General features: G+C 72.6%; 17 protein-coding genes. 10 read left to right on the top strand and 7 right to left on the bottom strand.

All coding sequences use genetic code 11. The annotated features are described in order from the left end of the window. The first annotated feature begins 161 nt into the window (after positions 1–161). The 5 genes from ACIA8L_RS31455 (at position 162) to ACIA8L_RS31475 (ending at position 5725) form a co-directional block, all read left to right on the top strand. Positions 162–1181: a LacI family DNA-binding transcriptional regulator gene (locus tag ACIA8L_RS31455; protein ID WP_395910208.1), complete on the top strand. Its 1020-nt coding sequence runs from the start codon at positions 162–164 to the stop codon at positions 1179–1181. Positions 1182–1211: 30 nt separating this feature from the next. Beyond that, positions 1212–1448, top strand: a complete 237-nt coding sequence (locus ACIA8L_RS31460; protein ID WP_395910209.1) for a hypothetical protein — start codon at positions 1212–1214, stop codon at positions 1446–1448. Positions 1449–1509: 61 nt separating this feature from the next. Continuing rightward, the gene (locus tag ACIA8L_RS31465; protein ID WP_395910210.1) at positions 1510–3864 is read left to right on the top strand and encodes an RNA polymerase sigma factor; all 2355 of its coding nucleotides are present in this window, start codon (positions 1510–1512) and stop codon (positions 3862–3864) included. A gap of 31 nt (positions 3865–3895) precedes the next feature. Beyond that, a complete protein-coding gene (locus ACIA8L_RS31470; RefSeq protein ID WP_395910211.1) occupies positions 3896–4732 on the top strand; it encodes a hypothetical protein in 837 nt (278 codons plus the stop codon). 228 nt (positions 4733–4960) lie between these two features. Beyond that, a complete protein-coding gene (locus tag ACIA8L_RS31475) occupies positions 4961–5725 on the top strand; it encodes a hypothetical protein (protein WP_395910212.1) in 765 nt (254 codons plus the stop codon). A 49-nt stretch (positions 5726–5774) separates the two neighbouring features. Here ACIA8L_RS31475 and ACIA8L_RS31480 read toward each other — a convergent pair whose 3' ends face one another. Continuing rightward, positions 5775–6947 (bottom strand): MFS transporter, encoded by a 1173-nt coding sequence (locus tag ACIA8L_RS31480; RefSeq protein ID WP_395910213.1) that lies wholly within the window; start codon positions 6945–6947, stop codon positions 5775–5777. A gap of 47 nt (positions 6948–6994) precedes the next feature. On the opposite strand from ACIA8L_RS31480, the gene ACIA8L_RS31485 reads away from it, so the two are divergent. Beyond that, positions 6995–8440: a PLP-dependent aminotransferase family protein gene (locus ACIA8L_RS31485; protein ID WP_395910214.1), complete on the top strand. Its 1446-nt coding sequence runs from the start codon at positions 6995–6997 to the stop codon at positions 8438–8440. A gap of 21 nt (positions 8441–8461) precedes the next feature. On the opposite strand, the gene ACIA8L_RS31490 is transcribed toward ACIA8L_RS31485, so the two are convergent. Beyond that, positions 8462–9325 (bottom strand): DUF1996 domain-containing protein, encoded by an 864-nt coding sequence (locus ACIA8L_RS31490; RefSeq protein ID WP_395910215.1) that lies wholly within the window; start codon positions 9323–9325, stop codon positions 8462–8464. A 195-nt stretch (positions 9326–9520) separates the two neighbouring features. Here ACIA8L_RS31490 and ACIA8L_RS31495 point away from each other — a divergent pair, with 195 nt between their 5' ends. Continuing rightward, positions 9521–11677, top strand: coding sequence for a discoidin domain-containing protein (locus ACIA8L_RS31495; protein WP_395910216.1), 2157 nt, complete (start codon positions 9521–9523; stop codon positions 11675–11677). 187 nt (positions 11678–11864) lie between these two features. Here the strand turns inward: ACIA8L_RS31495 and ACIA8L_RS31500 are convergent, their stop codons facing one another. Beyond that, complete coding sequence (locus ACIA8L_RS31500; protein WP_395910217.1) at positions 11865–12083, bottom strand: hypothetical protein; 219 nt, start codon at positions 12081–12083, stop codon at positions 11865–11867. Between the two features lie 18 nt (positions 12084–12101). Next, entirely contained in the window at positions 12102–12404 is a 303-nt protein-coding gene (locus tag ACIA8L_RS31505; RefSeq protein ID WP_395910218.1) for a hypothetical protein, read from the bottom strand. Positions 12405–12487: 83 nt separating this feature from the next. On the opposite strand from ACIA8L_RS31505, the gene ACIA8L_RS31510 reads away from it, so the two are divergent. From ACIA8L_RS31510 to ACIA8L_RS31520, 3 genes are all read left to right on the top strand, one after another. After that, complete coding sequence (locus ACIA8L_RS31510) at positions 12488–12976, top strand: hypothetical protein (RefSeq protein WP_395910219.1); 489 nt, start codon at positions 12488–12490, stop codon at positions 12974–12976. Positions 12977–13088: 112 nt separating this feature from the next. After that, positions 13089–13769 (top strand): hypothetical protein, encoded by a 681-nt coding sequence (locus tag ACIA8L_RS31515; RefSeq protein WP_395910220.1) that lies wholly within the window; start codon positions 13089–13091, stop codon positions 13767–13769. A 52-nt stretch (positions 13770–13821) separates the two neighbouring features. Continuing rightward, positions 13822–14706: a hypothetical protein gene (locus tag ACIA8L_RS31520; protein ID WP_395910221.1), complete on the top strand. Its 885-nt coding sequence runs from the start codon at positions 13822–13824 to the stop codon at positions 14704–14706. Positions 14707–15106: 400 nt separating this feature from the next. Here the strand turns inward: ACIA8L_RS31520 and ACIA8L_RS31525 are convergent, their stop codons facing one another. The 3 genes from ACIA8L_RS31525 to ACIA8L_RS31535 all read right to left on the bottom strand — a co-directional run bounded on the left by ACIA8L_RS31525 (position 15107) and on the right by ACIA8L_RS31535 (position 18542). Next, entirely contained in the window at positions 15107–16054 is a 948-nt protein-coding gene (locus tag ACIA8L_RS31525; RefSeq protein WP_395910222.1) for a hypothetical protein, read from the bottom strand. A gap of 86 nt (positions 16055–16140) precedes the next feature. After that, positions 16141–17325, bottom strand: a complete 1185-nt coding sequence (locus tag ACIA8L_RS31530) for a M20 family metallopeptidase (RefSeq protein ID WP_395910223.1) — start codon at positions 17323–17325, stop codon at positions 16141–16143. Positions 17326–17378: 53 nt separating this feature from the next. Continuing rightward, the gene (locus ACIA8L_RS31535) at positions 17379–18542 is read right to left on the bottom strand and encodes a M20 family metallopeptidase (protein WP_395910224.1); all 1164 of its coding nucleotides are present in this window, start codon (positions 18540–18542) and stop codon (positions 17379–17381) included. Positions 18543–18604 lie beyond the last annotated feature (62 nt).

Genomic DNA, 18604 nt, shown 5'->3' on the forward strand with positions numbered 1-18604 from the left:
CGCACTGATTCCTCCATCTCACTGGACATGGCGATGTCAGATCGGCCGGCCGGGGTGCTGGCACACCACGGTCGGCCAACTCTCTGCTAGCTTTTGCAGCGCTGCAAAACAGCATGCACCGGAAAGTCGTGGGCGTCTATATCGGGTTGGGGATGGTTTGGATGGGGCGGGCCGTCACGCTGCGCGAGGTGGCACAGCTGGCCGGCGTCTCCAGCCGAACCGTGTCGAACGTGGTCAACGGCTACGCGAACGTCACCGAACGGACCCGGGCCCGCGTGCTCAAGGCCGTCGAGGAGCTCGGCTACCGGCCCAACCTGCTCGCCCGCAACCTCGTGCAGGGCCGGTCGGGGCAGATCGCGGTCGTGGTGCCGTACCTGGACACGCCCTACTTCGCCGAGCTGCTCCAAGGTGTCATCCGGGCCGCCCGGGTCCGCGGCTACAACGTCTTGGTCGACCAGACCGACGGCGACCCCGACCACGAGCGGATGCTCATCAAGGACGGCCGCAGCCGGCTGCTCTTCGACGGCGTCATCTTCAGCCCGCTCGGCCTCGACCAGCAGGCCCTGGCCGAGCGCGACCCCGGCCTGCCCCTGGTCATCCTCGGCGAACGGGTCAGCCAGGGCACCTTCGACCACGTCGGCATCGACGACGTGACGGCCTCCCGCGAGGCCACCGAGCACCTGATCGATATCGGTCGCACCCGCATCGCCGCGATCGGCGACCAGCCCTACCCGACCGGCGAGGCGGCGCAGCTGCGCACCCGCGGCTTCCGCCTGGCCCATTCTCTGCGCGGGGTTCCTTTACACGAGGACCTGATCATCCCGACCCCGCGCTTCAACCGGGCCGACGGCGCCCGGGCCATGACGATGCTGCTGGAGCGCCCCGAGCCGCCGGACGCCGTCTTCTGCTACAGCGACCTGGTGGCCCTCGGCGCCATCCACGTGCTGGTGTCGCGGGGCCTGCGGGTCCCCGAGGACGTGGCCGTCATCGGCTACGACGACATCGAGGACGTCGCCTACGCCAACCCGCCGGTCAGCACCATCTCCCCGGACAAGGAGATGATCGCCGCGACCGCCGTCGAGCGCCTCCTGCTGCGCATCGCGAGCCCGGCCCCGCTGCCCGGCCAGGAGTTCCGCGCCCCGCACCGGCTCGTCGTGCGGGAAAGCACGATCGGCCGTTAGCTTTCGCCGCGGGCCGCCTCTGTCCCCGGTATGAAGCGACTCCAGACCCTCCTGCAACTGCTCGGCGCCGCGGCCATGCTGGCGCAACACGAGGCCCTGGCGCTGGCCGCCAGCGCACTGTCGATGCTCCTGGACGGACATTTCCGGATTCCCCGCGCCGGGGGTGTTAGCGCGCGGGCCCGCCTGCCTCTGAAGGTGGTGGGCGCCCTGGAACACCTCGCAGCGGCTCCCTCGATCAGCCCCGAAGTCGGGCCGATCGGTGACTGACAGACCGCGAAGCCGCCGTCACGATGGGTACGGCGGCCGTGGCGACCTCGTGGGGAGCACGATGGACCAGGAATCCGAGGACCGGCGCTTCGCCCAGGTCCGAGCGGGCGGCCCGGCCGGCCGAGCGGCGCTGTGGCACCTCCTCGACAGTGCGATGCCCGAGATTTGGTACTTCATCCGCGCCCGCATCCCCGACGACACCGACGCCGAGGAGCTGACCCGCACTGTCGTCCACGCCGTGATCAAGGTCTACGACGGCGGCACCGACCTGCGCCTCGAACACGGCCGGTCGTCGCTGTTCGCCTACCTGGTCCGCTCGGCCCGGCGCGAGGTGGCCCGCTACACCAACCGCCGCCGCCTCGGCGTCGCCATCCCGACGGACGACCTCGAGTCCGCCTTGGCCGACCCGGCGCTCGGGCCGGCCGAGGCGGCGGGCACCCGCGAGTTCTGGCAGTGGGTGCACGAGGCGCTGCGGCTGCTCAACCCGCGGGACTGCACGCTGGTCTACTGCGCGTTCCGGCTCGAGCTCACCGGCCCCGCCCTGGCCCAGGCGGCCGGCCTGTCCGGGCACAGCAACATCTCGGTCGCGAAGGCCCGGGCCCTCAAGCGCTTCGTGGACCGGCTGGCCGCCGTATGGGTGGCCCGCTCGGCCGGCACCCTGGGCTGCGCGGGCCTGCAGGCGATCCTCGGCGCCGACCGGACGATCGCTCCCGGCCGGTACGACGCCGTCGCCGCCCACCTCGGCACCTGCCCGGTCTGCGGCGCCGAGGCCGACACGATCCGGTTGGCCCGATCGGGTGACGCCGTGCTGCGGAAGTTCCGCACCCTGCCCCTGCTGCCCGTCCCGGCCGCACTGCAGGACTGGCTCAACCGCCAGCGCGACGCCGACCAGGACCGCCGCCGCACGCTGATCGAGATCGTCACCGGCTGGTTCTCCCGCCCGGTGGCCGCCCCGGCCGCCGTACTGCCCGGCCCGGACGCCCCGCCCGGCTTCGTGGACCGCGGCCGCGACCGCCTCCGTTCGGCCGTGGCCGGCGTGACCCGGCAGCCGGCCGTCTCCGCCGTCGTGCAGACCGCGCAGCAGCACCCGGGCGCGGTCGCCGCCGCGGGCACGGCCACCGCGGTCGTCGTCGCGGTGGTGGCCGGCGTCCTCACCTCCACCCCGTCGTCCGACGCGGCTGCGACTCCCGGTGTGGGTATCACCTCCGCATCAGCTTCATCCGCCACACCCGAGCCCCCCGTGGTGGCCACGACCGCTTCGCCGACCGCATCCCCTCCTTCGACCGCCCCGCCCGTGCCGACCACCACGACCAGACAGCCCACGCCCGGCCCGACGACCGAGCCGCCGACGACCACCGCCGCACCCCCGGTTGTCGCCGCGGCCCCCACGACCTGCGCTCCCGGCTGGGCCGGCGTGACGATGCCGGCCGGCGACCCCGGCGCGAACCGCCTCAGCGGCATCGCCGCCACCGGCCCGGACGACGTGTGGGTGGTCGGCGCGACCGGCACCCGGAGCCTCCTGATGCACTTCGACGGCCACGCCTGGCGCACGTACCCGAGCCCGAACCCCGGCACCGCGAGCAACGTCGTCCGCGCCGTCGCCACCCGCAGCCGCACCGACGCCTGGGCGGTCGGCCAGGGCGACGACGGCCGGTACACCTTCGCCCTGCACTGGGACGGCAGCGCCTGGACCGAGCACCCCCTCCCGGCCGGCATCGTCGACTGGACCGTGCTGCTCACCGCGACCGACGTGTGGCTGCTCGGCTACCAGCACGAGACCAAGGTGCGCTCCGACGCGGCCGTCCTGCGCTGGACCGGCACCGGCTGGACCGAGCTGAGCGTGCCGAGCCCCGCGAACGGCCTGAACCTGCTGCGCGCCGCGGTCGCCGTCGGCTCCGAGGTGTTGGCGGTCGGCGGCGACTACGGCGGCGACCCGCTGCTGGCCCACGGCAACGGCCCGACTTGGACCAACACGGTGTGGCCGGCGCCGCCGGGGGTGCCGGTCGTCCTGCACGACATCGCCGCGACCGCCGCCGACGACCTGTGGGTCGCCGGAGACCGGCAGGTGGCCGGCCGCTGGCTGCCCTTCGCCTCCCACTGGGACGGAACCCGCTGGACAACGGCGGCCCTGCCCGACATCGGCCCGGGCACGATCGAAAGCGTCCTCACCCTCGCCCACGACGACGTCTGGCTGCTCGGCACGGCCGGCCGGGAATGGGTCCACGGCGAGGGCCGCTCGCTCGCACTGCACTGGGACGGCAGGGCCTGGACCGACGTCTCGCCCGACACCCCCGGCGGCCGCTACCTGGACGCCACCCGCATCGGCGAACACGAGTTCCTGACCGCCGGCTACGTGTCCCGATCGACCACGGCCGCGGACGAGGTGCTCCGCGTCGACCGCCGCCGCTGCGCGTAGACGCTACGGCCGGCCAGGCAGGGAGGGTTGCGTGCGACGGATCAGCTGGTGGAACGGCATCTTCGTCGCGGTCCTCGGGGCCGCCGGGTTTGCGGTTGCGCTCTCTTCCGCGCACCGGGCTGAAGCACTGTGGCCGGTCTGGGCCGCGCTCGCGGTCGGCCTGTGCGTCGCCGCGGGTGTGGTCGCCGGTCGCGGGCTGGCGTCGTGGCAGGAACTGGCCCGTGCGCAGCGGTTGCCGTGGAGCCGGACGGTGCTGCCGACGGCCGCGATCGGTGTGGGTGTGCTACTGGCACTCGCGGCCGGCGAGCTGGGCGCCGTTCACCCCGGCCGCGGGTGGCGCGGGGACGTGCTCGTGGTCCTCGCGTTCGCGGGTGGCTCGTTCGCCGGCGTGGCGATGTTCGGCGTTGCGACGGCGGCCGCGACCCGGCCGGACCCCGGTGCGGACATGGCCGGCTTGGAAGCGGCCATCGTGGAGCTGATCGCGTTGCGGCGCCGGCTGCAGGGTCTGCTGTCCGCGCTCGGTTCGCTTGTGACGCTGTCCACGCTGGCGCTCGGCGCCGGGATCCTGCTGGGCCGGAACCAGCCGCCTGAGCTCGTCGTCGTCTTCGGCGCCGGCGGCTCCGCGCTGGTCGGGCTCTTCTATGCTCCGGCGGCCGCGGCGCTACGCGGGCGTGGGGAGCGCCTCGCCGCCCTGGTCTTCGCCGCCGCGAAACCGGGCGACGTCGTCGGACTCATCGAGCAGATCGAACGGCGCTCGAAGCTGGAGCAGTTGCTGGGCCTGGACCGGACAGTGCTCGGCGACCTGCAGTCGGCGATTCCCGTGCTCGGACCGCTCATCGCCGCCGCTGCGATCTTCCTGCCGCACTGATCGCATGGGCGTCAGCATGGCCGCCGGGCGTCGGGTGGTGGAGGTTGGCCTGGCCGAACGGTTGGGCGGCGGGGGTTTTCGGTGCTGGGAAACGGTTCGAAGCGGTGAGCGGTATTTGCAGATTTGCCCGGTTTGGACGGTTACCGTTCTGGCACACGGAAACGCAACGGGGGAAGGAATCAACCAGACATGAATGCCAAGGCTCGTCGGTCGTTGACCATCGTCGGTATGGGTGTCGTGGCCGGGGCGGCGCTCGGGTTGAGCGGCACCGCGGCCTCCGCGGCCACGCCCACCGATGTCGCCGTGCCGGTCGCCGCGGGGCACACCGCGACGGTCGGCGGGGCCCAGCGGGGGGCCGACCAGACGCACAACACCGGCGGCCAGCAGACCCGCGACGGCCAGCAGACCCGCGACGGCCAGCAGACCCGCGACGGCCAGCAGACCCGCGACGGCCAGCAGGACGACCAGCAGCGCGATCACAACGGCGACCCGCGCAACGATCAGAACGATCACAACAACAACGACCGCGGGAACAACAACGACGACCGCGGGAACAACAACGACGACCGCGGGAACAACAACGACGACCGCGGGAACAACAACAACGACCGCGGGAACAACAACAACGACCGCGGGAACAACAACAACGACCGCGGGAACAACAACAACGACCGCGGGAACAACGACAACGACCGCGGGCGCGGCGACAACGACCACCGCGGCAACAACAACGACCACCGCGGCGACCACGACAACGGCCGGGGCAACGACAACGACCGGGACAACCGCGGGCACCAGCACAACGTGCGATTCGTGCCGAAGACCCGGACGTTCACCGTCGACTACTACCGCAGCCGCCACGCCTGCCAGAGCGACGCGCGCAACGGTGTGCGGCGCGGGATGTGGGACAAGGCCTCGTGCCAGCAGGTCGGGCACCGCCACCTGTACAAGCTGACCGCCACCGTGTACCAGGGGCGGCACCGCACCGCCTGATCGCGGCCCGGTGCGGGCCGGCGCGCCCCATGCCGCCGGCCCGCACCCTTCAACGCTCCTGTGTGGACAGCAGCAGTGCCGGCAGGATCGCGGCCGCGGTCAGCAGGAAGGTCAGCGGGTAGCCGGCCGAGGTGACGATCAGCCCGGCGGCCAGGGCACCGGCGGCCATGCCGAGGTCGTAGGCGGTGTTCCAGATGGCGCTCACCGTGCTCTCGTTGCCGGCGGGCTCGCGACCGTACATCAGCGACAAGGTCGTGTTGGACAGCATCCCGAAGCCCGCGCCGAACACGAGGGCGCCGCCGATCACTGCGGCCGGGGTGCCGATCAGGGCCAGGGTGGCCATGCCCGCGGCCGCCAGGATCAGGGCCGGGGTCAGGAAGCGGGCCGGCCCGACGCGGTCGGCGACCCGGCCGGTGAGCCAGCTCGCGGCGGTCGCGGCGGCCGGCTGGGCCAGGAGCGCGGCGGCGGCGACCCAGGCCGGCTGGTCCGACGTGGCCAGGGGCAGGAACGTCACGAGGACGCCGACGGCGGCGGTCACGGCGGCGAAGATGGTGGCGGGCCGGATCAGCGCGGGGCGGCGCAGACCGGCGAGGAGCCCGCGGTGGGCGGACGCGCCGGCCGCCGCGACCCGGCGCGGCAGTCCGGGGATGACGACCAGCGCGAGCAGCGTGAGGATCGTCGTGGCGAGGAACACCGGGGTGTACCCCCACCGGTCCGCGGCCCACACCCCGGCCGGCAGTGCGAGCAGGCTCGACCCGCCGGCCACGGTCCCGACCAGGGCCAGACCTTCCGAGCGGCGCTGCGGCGGGATGAGCGTCGCGGTGAGCGCGCCGCCGGCGACGGTGCAGATGGCGAAGCCCGCGCCGCGGACCAGGCACACGGCGAGGATCGCGGCCGGTGCGTCGGTCACCGTCAGCACCACCGTGGGCGCCCCGAGCAGCACCAGGCCCAGCCCGAGCGCCCACCGGTAGCCGACCAGGGCCACCAGCCGCGGCGTGACCAGCTCACACGCGACCGTCGCCAGCAGCAGCGCGACGGTGGCCAGGCCGGCCGCGCGGTCGGAGCCGGACTCGCGGGCGAACAGCGGCACCACCGACAGCGGCAGGTAGAAGCCGATCGACGAGCCGAGCATGGACACCAGGCGCAGCAGCAGCGGCCGGGTCACGAGGCGGGGCCGGGCCGGGGCCGGGGCGGGTGCGGCGGGCCGGTAGGTCGTGGTCATGGACATGACGCTATGCGCGAACCGGCACCCTGGTAAGGTCCAGTTCCGTGCCTGTCGAGTGGGCCGGTTCCGGGCCGGGGCTGCTGGTGACCATCGACCGCGGCGGCGGCGCCGGGCTGCGGACGCAGCTGGAAGAGCAGCTGCGGACCGCCATCCGCGCCGGGCGGCTGGCGGCGAACGAGCCGCTGCCGTCCTCCCGCGAACTCGCCCGCGCGTTAGGACTCTCGCGCGGACTGGTGCAGGACTGCTACGCGCAGTTGCAGGCCGAGGGGTACCTCACCAGCCGCCCCGGCTCGGCCACCCGGGTCGCGGCCGGTGTCGTCAGCCCGCACGAAGGCCCGGCCCCGGAGAAGAGCTCCGCCGAGCGGGTCCGGCATCCGGTCGCCGACTTCCAGCACGGCGTCCCCGACCTCGGCCTGGCGCCGCGCGAGGAGTGGGCCTGGGCGGTTCAGAAGACCCTGCGCACCGCCCCCAACGCGGCGTTCGACTACGGCGAGGCGGTCGGCGTCCGCGCGCTGCGCGAGGTCCTGGCCTCCTACCTGGGCCGGGTGCGCGCGGTCGCGGCCGGGCCGGACGACCTCATCGTGTGCGCGGGGATGCAGCAGGCGCTCGGGCTGGTCGTCGGCGCGCTGGCGGCGGCCGGGGTCCGGAGCCTGGCGTTCGAGGACCCGGGCAGCGGCGCGAACGTCACGGACCTTACCGCGGCCGCCGGGATTGCCGCGGTGCCCGTCACCGTCGACGAGTCCGGCCTGGACGTCGGGGCCCTGGCCCGCAGCGGGGCCGGCGCGGTGTTCGTGACCCCCGCGCACCAGTGGCCCACCGGGGTCGTGCTCACCGGGCCGCGGCGGCAGGCGCTCATCGCCTGGTCCCGCGCGACCGGTGGCGTCATCGTCGAGGACGACTACGACGCGGAGTTCCGCTACGACCGCGACCCCGTCGGTTCGCTGCAGGGCCTGGCTCCCGACTGCGTGATCTCCCTGGGTACGGTCAGCAAGTCCCTCGCACCCGCGCTGCGCCTCGGCTGGATCGTCGCACCGCCGCGCCTGCACCCGGCCCTGGCCCGCGGGAAGTGGCGCGCCGACCGGGGCAGCCCGGGCCTGGACCAGCTGGCCCTGGCCGCGCTGCTCGAGTCCGGGCGCTACGACCGGCACCTGCGGCGGGTCCGGGCCGAGTACGCCGCCCGCCGCGAGACGCTCATCGCCGCGCTGCACCGGCACGCGCCGCGCCTGGCGGTCACCGGGCTGGCGGCGGGCTTCCACGCGATCCTGCACTTGCCGCCCGGAACGGACGATGCCGCGGCGGTCGAACGCGCTGTGATCGAGGCCGCGGCCGCGCGTGGCGTGGGTCTGTACGGGATGGCGAAGATGCACGCACAGGCCGTACCCCCGAAGCCGCGTTTGATTGTGGGGTTCGGCAACACTTCCCGCTCGGCGATCGAAGCGGGAATCGAAGCGATCGCCGACCTCCTCAACCCCCCACTCCGGCGGGGCTGAGGAGGCCGGCTCGCATTGCGGTCAGGGCTTCTTCGGGTCCTCGCCGAAGCCGTTGCATTGACGGCCGCCGTTGATGCAGTACGACACCAGATAGGATTGGCGGGCGGCGTCCCAGCCATTCATGAAGTCGTAGTGGAACGTGAAGCTGCCGCCCGAGGCGTAGGCCAGGCCGCCGGTGTCGCCGTTGTGCAGCGGATACGGCAGCTTGATCTCCAGCATCGGCAGCGGGACCGGGTGGTCGGCCGGGCAGACGCCGTTGACCGGCCACGCCATGTGCGACTTGTGGTCGGCGGTGTCCAGGTGCACGCCGTCCCAGCAGCTCGGCGACGTCAGGCGGACCTGCAGCGTCGAGCCGGCCGGGCAAGAGGCCGGGAAGTCGGCGCCCTTGTAGCCGGTGCACTGGTAGTTGCCCTTGAATGCCGCCGTGTTCGGGGCCTTGGCGTCGCCGACGAGGAGCTTGAAGCCGGCCGGGAACGGCTTGACCGTGCGGTAGTCCTTGACGTCGGACTTGTAGTACACGGTCGGCTTGTCGGGCTGCAGCGGCACCCCGCGCTGGAGCAGGGTCGGGAACCAGTACCCGGAGGCGTCCTTCGTGTCCTCGCAGGACGTCGAGCCGCCGACCAGGGACTGCGGGGTGGAGTTCGCGTTCACCGTCGGGTTGCCGATGAACGAGTGGTTGTGGGAGGCGCCCGGCAGGCCGGGGAAGACGATCGGGTCGTCGCTGAGCGTGTGGTTGACGGTGCAGTTGGCGTGCATCTCGTGGTACTGCGCGCGCGGCGGATCGTCCGCGGCGAGCGCCGGTCCGGCCACCGCCACACCCGCGGCCAGGGCCAGCGCGAACGCGGCCGCGACCAGGATTCTGGGCAGGGTGGGTCTGATGCTCATGGTGACTCCTTGGCGGTTGAATCGAGCATCGCTGATAGGTAGTTGCGGACCGTAGCAGCGGTCGTTGACGCCGGGAAAGCGTTTGCCATCGAGTTGCCATGCCAATTCAAGGTCCAAAGTGGACCCGCGTTGATCGACTTGGCAAGTGATGGCAAGCGATTGCCCAAGCCGTCGGGCCGGTCCTACCTTGCTGTCATGCAGCGCAGACTCCTCGCCGTAGCCGCCGCCGCCACGGCACTACTGGCAAGCACACTCGTTGTGATCGGCCGCTCGGCGGAAGCGGCGGACGCGTGCGGTACCACCAATGTCGCTTTGAACCGTCCGGCCACGGCGTCGTCGTCCGAGAACGCGAGCCTCGGCCCCGGCAAGGCGGTGGACGGCTCGGCCACGAGCCGCTGGTCCAGTGCGCACGGCGTCGATCCACAGTGGATCCAGGTCGATCTCGGCAGCACGACGCAGATCTGCCAGGTGTCGCTCACCTGGCAGCGGTCCTACGCGAAGGCGTACCGGGTCGAGGTCTCCGCCGACGGCGTCAGCGGCTGGACCCCGATCTACTCGACGACGACCGGCGCGGGCGGGACGGAGACCCTGGCCGTCAACGGCAGCGGCCGTTTCATCCGGGTGTACGGCACGAGCCGCGCGACCCAATACGGCTACTCCCTCTTCGAGCTCGCCGTTTTCGCCGCCGACACGACGTCACTGCCGGGCGGCGGTGATTTGGGCCCGAACGTGATCCTCTTCGATCCCAGCCAGTCCTCGTCGGCCATTCAGTCGCGGCTCGACCAGGTGTTCACCCAGCAGGAGAAGAACCAGTTCGGGACCGAACGGTACCAGTTCCTCTTCAAGCCCGGCTCATATAGCGGCCTCAATGCGCAGATCGGTTTCTACACGTCGATCAGCGGCCTCGGCCAGAACCCGCAGGACGTGCAGATCCACGGCGACGTCACCGTCGACGCGGGCTGGATGGCCGGCAACGCGACGCAGAACTTCTGGCGCTCGGCCGAGAACCTGTCGGTCTACCCGGTCAACGGCACCGACCGGTGGGCGGTGGCCCAGGCCGCGCCGTTCCGCCGGATGGACGTGCACGGCGGCATGACCCTGGCCAGCCCCAACTGCGGATGGGCGTCCGGGGGGTACATCGCCGACAGCCGGGTGAGCGGCCAGATCAGCCCGTGCTCGCAGCAGCAGTGGTTCACCCGGGACAGCACGATCGGGAGCTGGAAGAGCGCGCTGTGGAACATGGTGTTCTCCGGTGTCCAGGGGGCACCGGCCACCACGTTCCCCTCGCCGGCGTACACGACGGTCAACACGTCGCCGGTGACGCAGGAGAAGCCGTACCTGTACGCGGACGCGGCGGGCGCCTACCGGGTGTTCGTCCCGTCACCGCGGACGAACTCGTCCGGCGCGACGTGGATCAACGGCCAGACTCCCGGCACGTCGCTCCCGCTCAGCCAGTTCTACGTGGCCAAGCCGGGCGTGAGCGCGGCGACGCTCAACCAGGCCGTCGCGCAGGGCCTCAACCTGCTGTTCACGCCCGGTGTGTACCACCTGAGCCAGACGGTCAACGTCAACCGGGCCGGGACCGTGGTCCTGGGTCTGGGCTACGCGACGATCGTGGCCGACAACGGCGCGCTGCCGATGCAGGTCGGTGACGTCGACGGGGTCAAGATCGCGTCGCTGCTGTTCGACGCGGGCCCGACGAACTCCCCGGCGCTGCTGCAGGTCGGCCCGACCGGCGCGTCGGCGAACCACGCGGGTGCCCCGAACCTGATCTCCGACGTGTTCCTGCGCGTCGGTGGCGCGGGCGCGGCGAAGGTCACCAACGCCCTGGTCGTGAACAACAACAACACGATCATCGACCACATCTGGGCCTGGCGGGCCGACCACGGCGCGGGAGCGGGCTGGACGTCCAACCCCTCCGACACCGGGCTGATCGTCAACGGCCAGAACGTGACCGCGTACGGCCTGTTCGTCGAGCACTTCGAGAAGTACAACGTGATCTGGAACGGCAACGGCGGCAAGACCATCTTCTTCCAGAACGAACTGCCCTACGACCCGCCGTCGGCCGCCGCCTGGTCCCACGACGGGATCACCGGCTACGCCGCCTACAAGGTCGCCAACACCGTCACGTCACACGAGGCGTGGGGCATGGGCAGCTACTGCGTCTTCACGACCGATTCGACGATCGCGGCGTACCACGGCTTCGAAGCCCCGGTGAACGCCAACGTCAAGTTCCACGACCTGCTGACCGTCTCCCTCGGGAAGGGCTCGATCACCCACGTCATCAACGACACCGGCGACGCCGCGCTGCCCGACCACGTGACCCCGCACACCGTCGTCAGCTATCCGTAAAATGCCGGGTTAGTGTCTTTTCGCAGCACCCGACGGAGTTGTTTGTCCTCGGCGCGGTGGGGGAAGTCCACCGCGCTGAGGACCGGGGTGTCCTCGCGGCCGGTGCGTCGGTGCCCGAGGGGGGCGAAGAGCGGCGGGCCCGGCACCGGCCGCATCAACCCCGATACCGGCAAACGCCTTGCCCACCCTATTCCGGGATGAGGTCGCGCAGTGCCCGGCGGCTGTCCTCGTCTGAGCCCCACTCGGCGGCCGGCCCGAAGCAGCGTTCGGCGATCAGGCGCAGCAGCGCGAGTTGGGCTGGATCGAGTGGACGGGTCGGCGGGAAGCCGTCCGGGAAGGCCTTCGCGCGCAGCCCGGTGCCCCAGTCGCCGGCGTAGGTGCCCGTCGGCGCGACGGGCAGCAGCACGGTCAGTGCCGCGACGCATCAGCACCGCCATGACCCGCACGCCCCGGTCCGGCGGCGCGAATGTGGCGGGACCGGTGTCAGCGTCCGCGGATCGTCGAGGATGGCGACCACGAACTCCATCGCCGGTGGCGTCGCCGGGTAGACGGTGTCCTGGTGGTGCACCAGGACGTACAGGTCGCTGAGCGCCCGCGCCTGCACTGCGGCATCCCGGCTCAGCAGCGCCGCGAGGATGTCCGGGGTCTGCGGCACCTCCGGGCCCGGCCCGTACGCATGGTCGACCGCTGTCCAGTCGGTCTTCGCTACCAGGTCTTCGGGCCGCATGGAACAAGTATGGGCAGCGGCGCCAAGACCGCCCCCGGCGTGGGCGTCAGCATAGTTTTCGGGCATCGCGGGCATCAGGCGGCATGGATGAGGATCGCACCGCCACGACGTATACGTTCGGCAGTCTGTTCGTGCGCACGGCCGCGGTGCTCGCGGCGTTCGTCGCGCCGGTGGCCTTCGGTATCGCCGGGGCGGCGGGGGTGTTCGGCACCGAGAGTATGTGGCAGCGGGTGGCGTTCGTGCCGCTCGGGCTCGTCGTCGGGCTTGTCTACGGCTACCTGGCCCTGTTCAAGATCGTGTACCGGCTGCGGATCGACGGCGGGCGGCTGTACTGGCGAGCGGTGCTGCGCGGGGGCAGTGCACCGCTCGCCGATGTCCAGCAGGTCGTGCCGCATCCGAAGAACTACACGACCGTGGTCCTGGCCGGCGGGCGGCGGGTCCAGGTCGCCGGCGTCAACGACGTGTGGCCGTTCCTCAACGGGCTGCGGCAGGCGGCGCCGCACGTCGAGATCGAGCAGCCGCTGGGCCTGGTGAAGCCGCGCTGGTTCCAGGCCCGGACCCCGGAGAGCTAAGGCGTGTTTGGAAGTTCGCGAGGTTTGTGGATGAGGTGTATGCAGCCGTTGTCGTGTCGGGGTGTCCTGGCTCGGTTTGACCGTGGGGCCTTGTGGCTCTACGGTGGTGCGCATGGCGGACGGCATGGTGCAGCGGCGGCGTGGGCCGGGCCGGGGTGTGTCGTGGCGCTACGACGGTCCCCGCTCGGTGCTGCGGCTGCCGCTGGATGTGCACGATCCGCGGGTGCGGCGGCATCTGGAGCGGGTGTTCGCGGCCGGGTTTCAGGTGCGCCGGGCGGTGCAGCGTGATGCGGTGGCCCGGCTGGCCGCGTACCGTCGTACGCTCGCCGGTCCGGCTGCGCCCGGTCCGGTGGCGGTGCGGGAACGGGTCGGGTTGACGTTGGGCGGGCTGGAACGCGCCGCCTACCGGCACCTGGACGCGGCCCCGCACCTACGCCGGTATGTCACCAAGGCTCTGGCGATGCATCTGGCCGACGGGGTGTGGCAGCCGGTGGACCGGCACCTGTTCCCCGACACGTCGGGCCGCCGGTCCGGCCGGCCGGGGGTCGGGTCGTGGTGGGATTTCCGGACCATGCCGGGCCGGGCCCGGTCCCGCACCACCGCGCGGAAGTGGGAGACTTGGCGGCTCGTCGGCAGCCTGCCCGGCCACCGCCACGCCTACGACCACGGCGGCCGGCTGCGCCAGCCGCGAGCGCTGCGCCCGGTGGCCGCGACCGGGCACGGCGTGCCGGTGCGGTCCTGGTGGGAGCACGACGGGGCGTTCGCCGTCATCCTCACCGGCACCGGAGACTAGGATTTGGTCCTGCCGGTCCGGCTCCCACAAGGCCCCCGGCCGCCAGCCCGTGGTGGAGCATTACCTCGCCAACCCCGACCGGTGGCACAAAGTTGACGTGGTCCGGTCCCGCGACCCCGGCCGGCCCGGCGGCTGGCGCTACGAAGCCCACTTGAGCATCCTCGGCCCCGGCCACACGTCACCCGCGGTCGCCGCCCGCCGCCACGCCGCGACGGGGTTGCACCGGCGTGGCGGGATCGACGTCAACGTGTCCAGCCTCGCCGTCGTGTCCGTGCCCATCGACCCGGCCGGCCCGGTCGGACTCGTGGCCACCTACCTTGCCAAGACGGGTGCTGACCGGGAGCGGCTGGCGGCGCAGCAGTTGCGGCAGCGCCGACGCAACCGGGCCCTGGACCGCTCCCGCCGCACCAGCAACCCCGCCCAATACCGGCTCTCACCACGCCAGCAACGCCGCGCCGACCGCCGCCACGCAGCCGCTCTGCCACCCGTCACCGTGACCACCCCGGGCGGGCCACGGCTCGCGAACGCGGCCGGAACACCGCGGCAGGCCTACCGCCGCGACACCCTGTCGGATCACTACCGGCACCTACGTGCGCACGCGGCCGCCGCCGGCGTGGCCCGCACCCGATCCGGGCATACCCGCGCCCGCATCGCCGCCGCCGGGATCGTCGCCGTCCACGGCCCGCACCTGACCGTCGAGGACTGTGATCTCAGCACTTGGGCGCGGCGGTGGGGCCGCGGCATCCACGCCTTCACCCCCGGCATGCTGCTCCACGCGATCAGCCACGAGACGCCAAGGTCGCCGAAGTTGCCGGGGGTGGCGGGCTGCAGCGGGCCGGGACCCGGCACACCGCCTGGACCCAGCACTGCCTCTGCGGCACCCGCGTCCCCAAACACTTGCGCCACCGCCGGCACCACTGCCCGGCCTGCGGCCTGACCGGCGACCGGGACCTCACCGCCGCCCTCATCGGCGCCCACACCGTCCTGACCCAACCCGGCACACCCGGTTCCGCGCGGGTCGACTGGGACGCCGCCCACCACACCTTGGCCACCCACGGGGTGGCCGCCATCAACCACGGGCTGCAAGGAGCCCGGACCGAGTCAACCGGACACCACCGCCCCCACCAGCACAACGCTGGTGGACCGCGGCCGCAACGCAGCACCAGCCAACCCACCCGGGACGGCCGGTGCCGGCGTGCTCGGCGAAGTACCGGCACGGTGACCCCGACAACCCCGGACCGCCCCCACACTCAGTGCGGGGCCACACCGGAACGACGAGGACCACGAACCGGACTGTTGCCTAACCCAGACCCAAATCCTGGATTACCGAACAGACCTTAGATCGGCAGGCGGAGCATGGCGTTCTGGCGCTTGCCGCGGAAGACGGCGATCGGCCGCTGCCCCAGGGGGTCGCCGATGTAGGACCAGGGCACCTCAGTGGCGTACCCCTGCAGCAGCTTGAAGTGTTTGTTGGCGCGGCCGGGCTCGCGGGTGAGGGCGAACCAGCCCGCGGCGTAGTTGTGGGCGAGGAACTCGTCCGGGGTCCGAGCCGGGCCGGACGGGAGCAGGTCGGCCATCCGGACGCCCTCCTCGCGGGTGGCGGTGTCGCGGGTCAGGCCGCGGCCCTCCTGCAGGAAGCGCTGGAACTGCACGATGAAGAACAGCGCGGGCAGCGGCGAGCCGGCCGGGGCCTGGGTCAGCCAGGTGCGGACGACCTCGAGGGCCAGCTGGGTCGAGCCGCCCCACATCGGGCCGAGGGCGATCGCCGCGTTGGCCTGGCTGCGCAGGTGGTGCGGCGCGCGGGCCTGCAGCTCCTCGCGGAGGCGGAGGACCTCGGCGGTGTCGAGCTGCTGGCCGCGGGCCATCCGCAGCAGGAACGCCCACGGGGCCGGATCGCGCGGGTCGGCCTGGGCGGCGGCGCGCAGATACCGCTCGGCCTCCGGGAGCGCGGCCCGGAAGGCCTGGAGCCGCTGCGGCTGGGTCTCCCGGGCCACGGCGGCGCCGCGCAGCTCCCAGGCCCGGGCGATCTCGGCGCCGCCGCGCAGGGCGAGAGCGGTCGGGTTGCCGGGCTCGGCGCGTAACCAGTCGTCGAGCCCGGCCGGCACCGCGGTGCCGGTCCGCTCGGTCAGGGTGTCGACGGCGGTCAGCATCCGGTCGAGGCGGTCGTGGGCGCTCGTCAGCCCACCGTTGAGCGCGGCATAGAGGGTTCGCAGGTCACCGCGGGCGGCGGCGTCGCGGACGGCGACCAGCTCGGGGCGGCCGAATGTGCTGTCGATGCGGGACACGGGGGCTCCAACCAGGTGCGGGACGTCGGCTGAAACATGATCACCTACCGCTCCCCGTTTGTCATGTCACCGACATACTCATCGCATCACCGGCAGGCTCCGCGTTCGGCCAGCCAGCCGGTCATGGCGTGGACGCCGTGGGCGATGGCCCGCTCGTCCGGGTCGAACGAGCCGTGGTGCGGGTAGGAGGTGTCGAGCGCCCGGTCGGGGTGGCGGACGCCGAGGTAGGTCCAGGTCCCCGGGAGCCGTTTGAGGAACAGGGCCATGTCCTCGCCGTTGTACGGGTTCGACGCGTGCAGCCGGGTCACGCTGTCGGCGGCGCGGCGCAGATGGCGCTCGACGGCCAGGCCCTCCCGCTCGCCCACGACCATCGCCGGGAACGGGTCGCCGGGGTAGGCGACGGTGCCGGGGGCGGCCAGGCGCTCGATCTCCTGGCGGATGCTGGTGTAGCGCTCCTCGGGCCAGCAGCGGTAGGAGACCCGGACCTGGGCGTCGACCGCCGACGCGTTCATGAAGACGAACTCGGCGATCGGGCTGCCGGGCGTCCGGAGGTACTCCACGAACTGCGCTCGAAGCTCCGGCGTCCGCGGAAACCTGGTCGTGCCGAGCGCGTTGATCGCGGCCGCCACGGACTGGGCGGTCGCGGCGTCGGGCAGCGTCACCAGGGCCCGGTCGAGGCCGGACATCCCGTACCTGGGCATCACCGCGAACTGGCCGGCCGGGAACGGGCCGCAGTGCAGGGCGTGGATTTCGGCCGGCGCGGCCCGGTCGAAGACATGATCGGCGAGCATCGCCGAGGCGCCCGTCAGCGTCTCCTCGCCCGGCTGGAACACGAATACGAACGTGCCCTCCAGGCTCCGGCGGCGACGGGCGAGGGCCTCGGCCACGCCGACGCCGACGGTGGTGTGGATGTCGTGCCCGCAGACATGGGCCGTGTCCGGTCCGCCGTCGATCTGGCCCTGTGCGGGTACCGCATCCATGTCCGCCCGATAGGCGACCGTCCGGCCCTTGCGCGCCCCGCGCAGGACCCCGACGACGCCGTAGCCTCCGACCCCGGTGGTCACGTCGAGGCCGGCGGCGAGCAGGCGCTGCGCGACGACGCCGGAGGTGTACACCTCCTGCCCCGACAGCTCCGGATGAGCGTGCAGATCGCGGCGAAGGTCGATGAGGTCACCGGAGCCGGTGAGATCTCCGGAGCCGTCGAGGTGGAGGCGGCCCGCGAGGGGCAGGAATGCGGCGGCGCCGAGCAGGCCGCGTCGAGTGATAGCCATGCATCACAGGGTCACGAAACGCGCACGCGGACACAGACCCCGTAGCACCCCCTTTACCCGGAGAGGTCAGCCCTACCCCGATGCGCGAGCCAGGCCGACATCGCCCGGACGCCGTGCGCGATGGCCCGCTCGTCCGGGTCGAAGCCGCCGAAGTGCGGGTAGCTCGTCTCGATCGACGCGCGTGGCCGCTGTACCCCCAGGAAGCTGTATGTCCCTGGCAGTCTGTCGAGGAACACGGCGAAGTCGTCGCCGTTGAAGGGGACGGAGGCGTGCAGCCGCAGCACGTCGCCGGGCAGCGACCGGGCGGCGTCGAGGGCGAGGCGTTCGTCGTTGACGACGGCCGGGAACGGGGCGCCGGGGTAGGTGACCGCGGCGGCCCCCGCGAGCCGCTCGATCTGCTGCCGGACGGCGGTGTAGCGCCGCTGCGGCCAGCAGCGGTACGCCACCCGCACCTGCGAGCCGGTCGCGGCCGCGGTCATGTACACGAACTGCGCGAGGGGGCCGTGCTCGATCCGCAGGTCGAGCACGAGCTGCTTGATCTGGTCGGGGCTGCGCAGCGCGGCGACGGTGCCGAGCGCGTTGACCGCGTCGGCCAGGGCCCGCGCGGTCTCGGGGTCGGCCGCGGTGATGGTGGCGTGGTCCTGGCCGGGCAGGCCGTAGCCGGGCAGGACGGCCAGGGTGCCGACCGGGTACGCCATGCAGTGCAGCGCGTGGATCTCGGCCGGCCGGGTACGGTCGAGAAGGTGATCGGCGATCATCGCCGTCGCGCCGGTCAGCGCCTCCTCGCCCGGCTGGAACACGAACACGAACGTGCCCGCGAGGACACGGCGGCGGCGCGCCAGGGCCTCGGCCACGCCGACGCCGACGGTGGTGTGGATGTCGTGCCCGCAGACATGGGCCGTGTCGGGCCCGCCGTTGATCTGAGCCTCCGGGGGTACCGCATCCAGCTCGGCCCGGTAGGCGACGGTCCGGCCGCTGCGGGCGCCGTGCAGCACGCCGACGACACCGTGGCCGCCGATGCCGGTCGCCACGTCGAGGCCGGCCGCCCGCAGCCGCTGCGCGACGACGCCGGCCGTGTACACCTCCTGCCCGGCGAGCTCGGGGTGGGCGTGCAGGTCCCGGCGCAGGGCTATCAGGTCCCCGGGGTCCGCGGAGCGGCCGTGGCCCAGGAACGGGATGAGTGCGGCGCCGAGCACGGCGCGGCGAGAGATCGACATGTCCGTCAGCCTCCCGGACGGCCCCGGCGAGCACAGACCTGCTGACCCCCGGACTCGGGGCC

The organism is Dactylosporangium sp. NPDC051541 (assembly GCF_044454505.1).
Lineage (GTDB): Bacteria > Actinomycetota > Actinomycetes > Mycobacteriales > Micromonosporaceae > Dactylosporangium.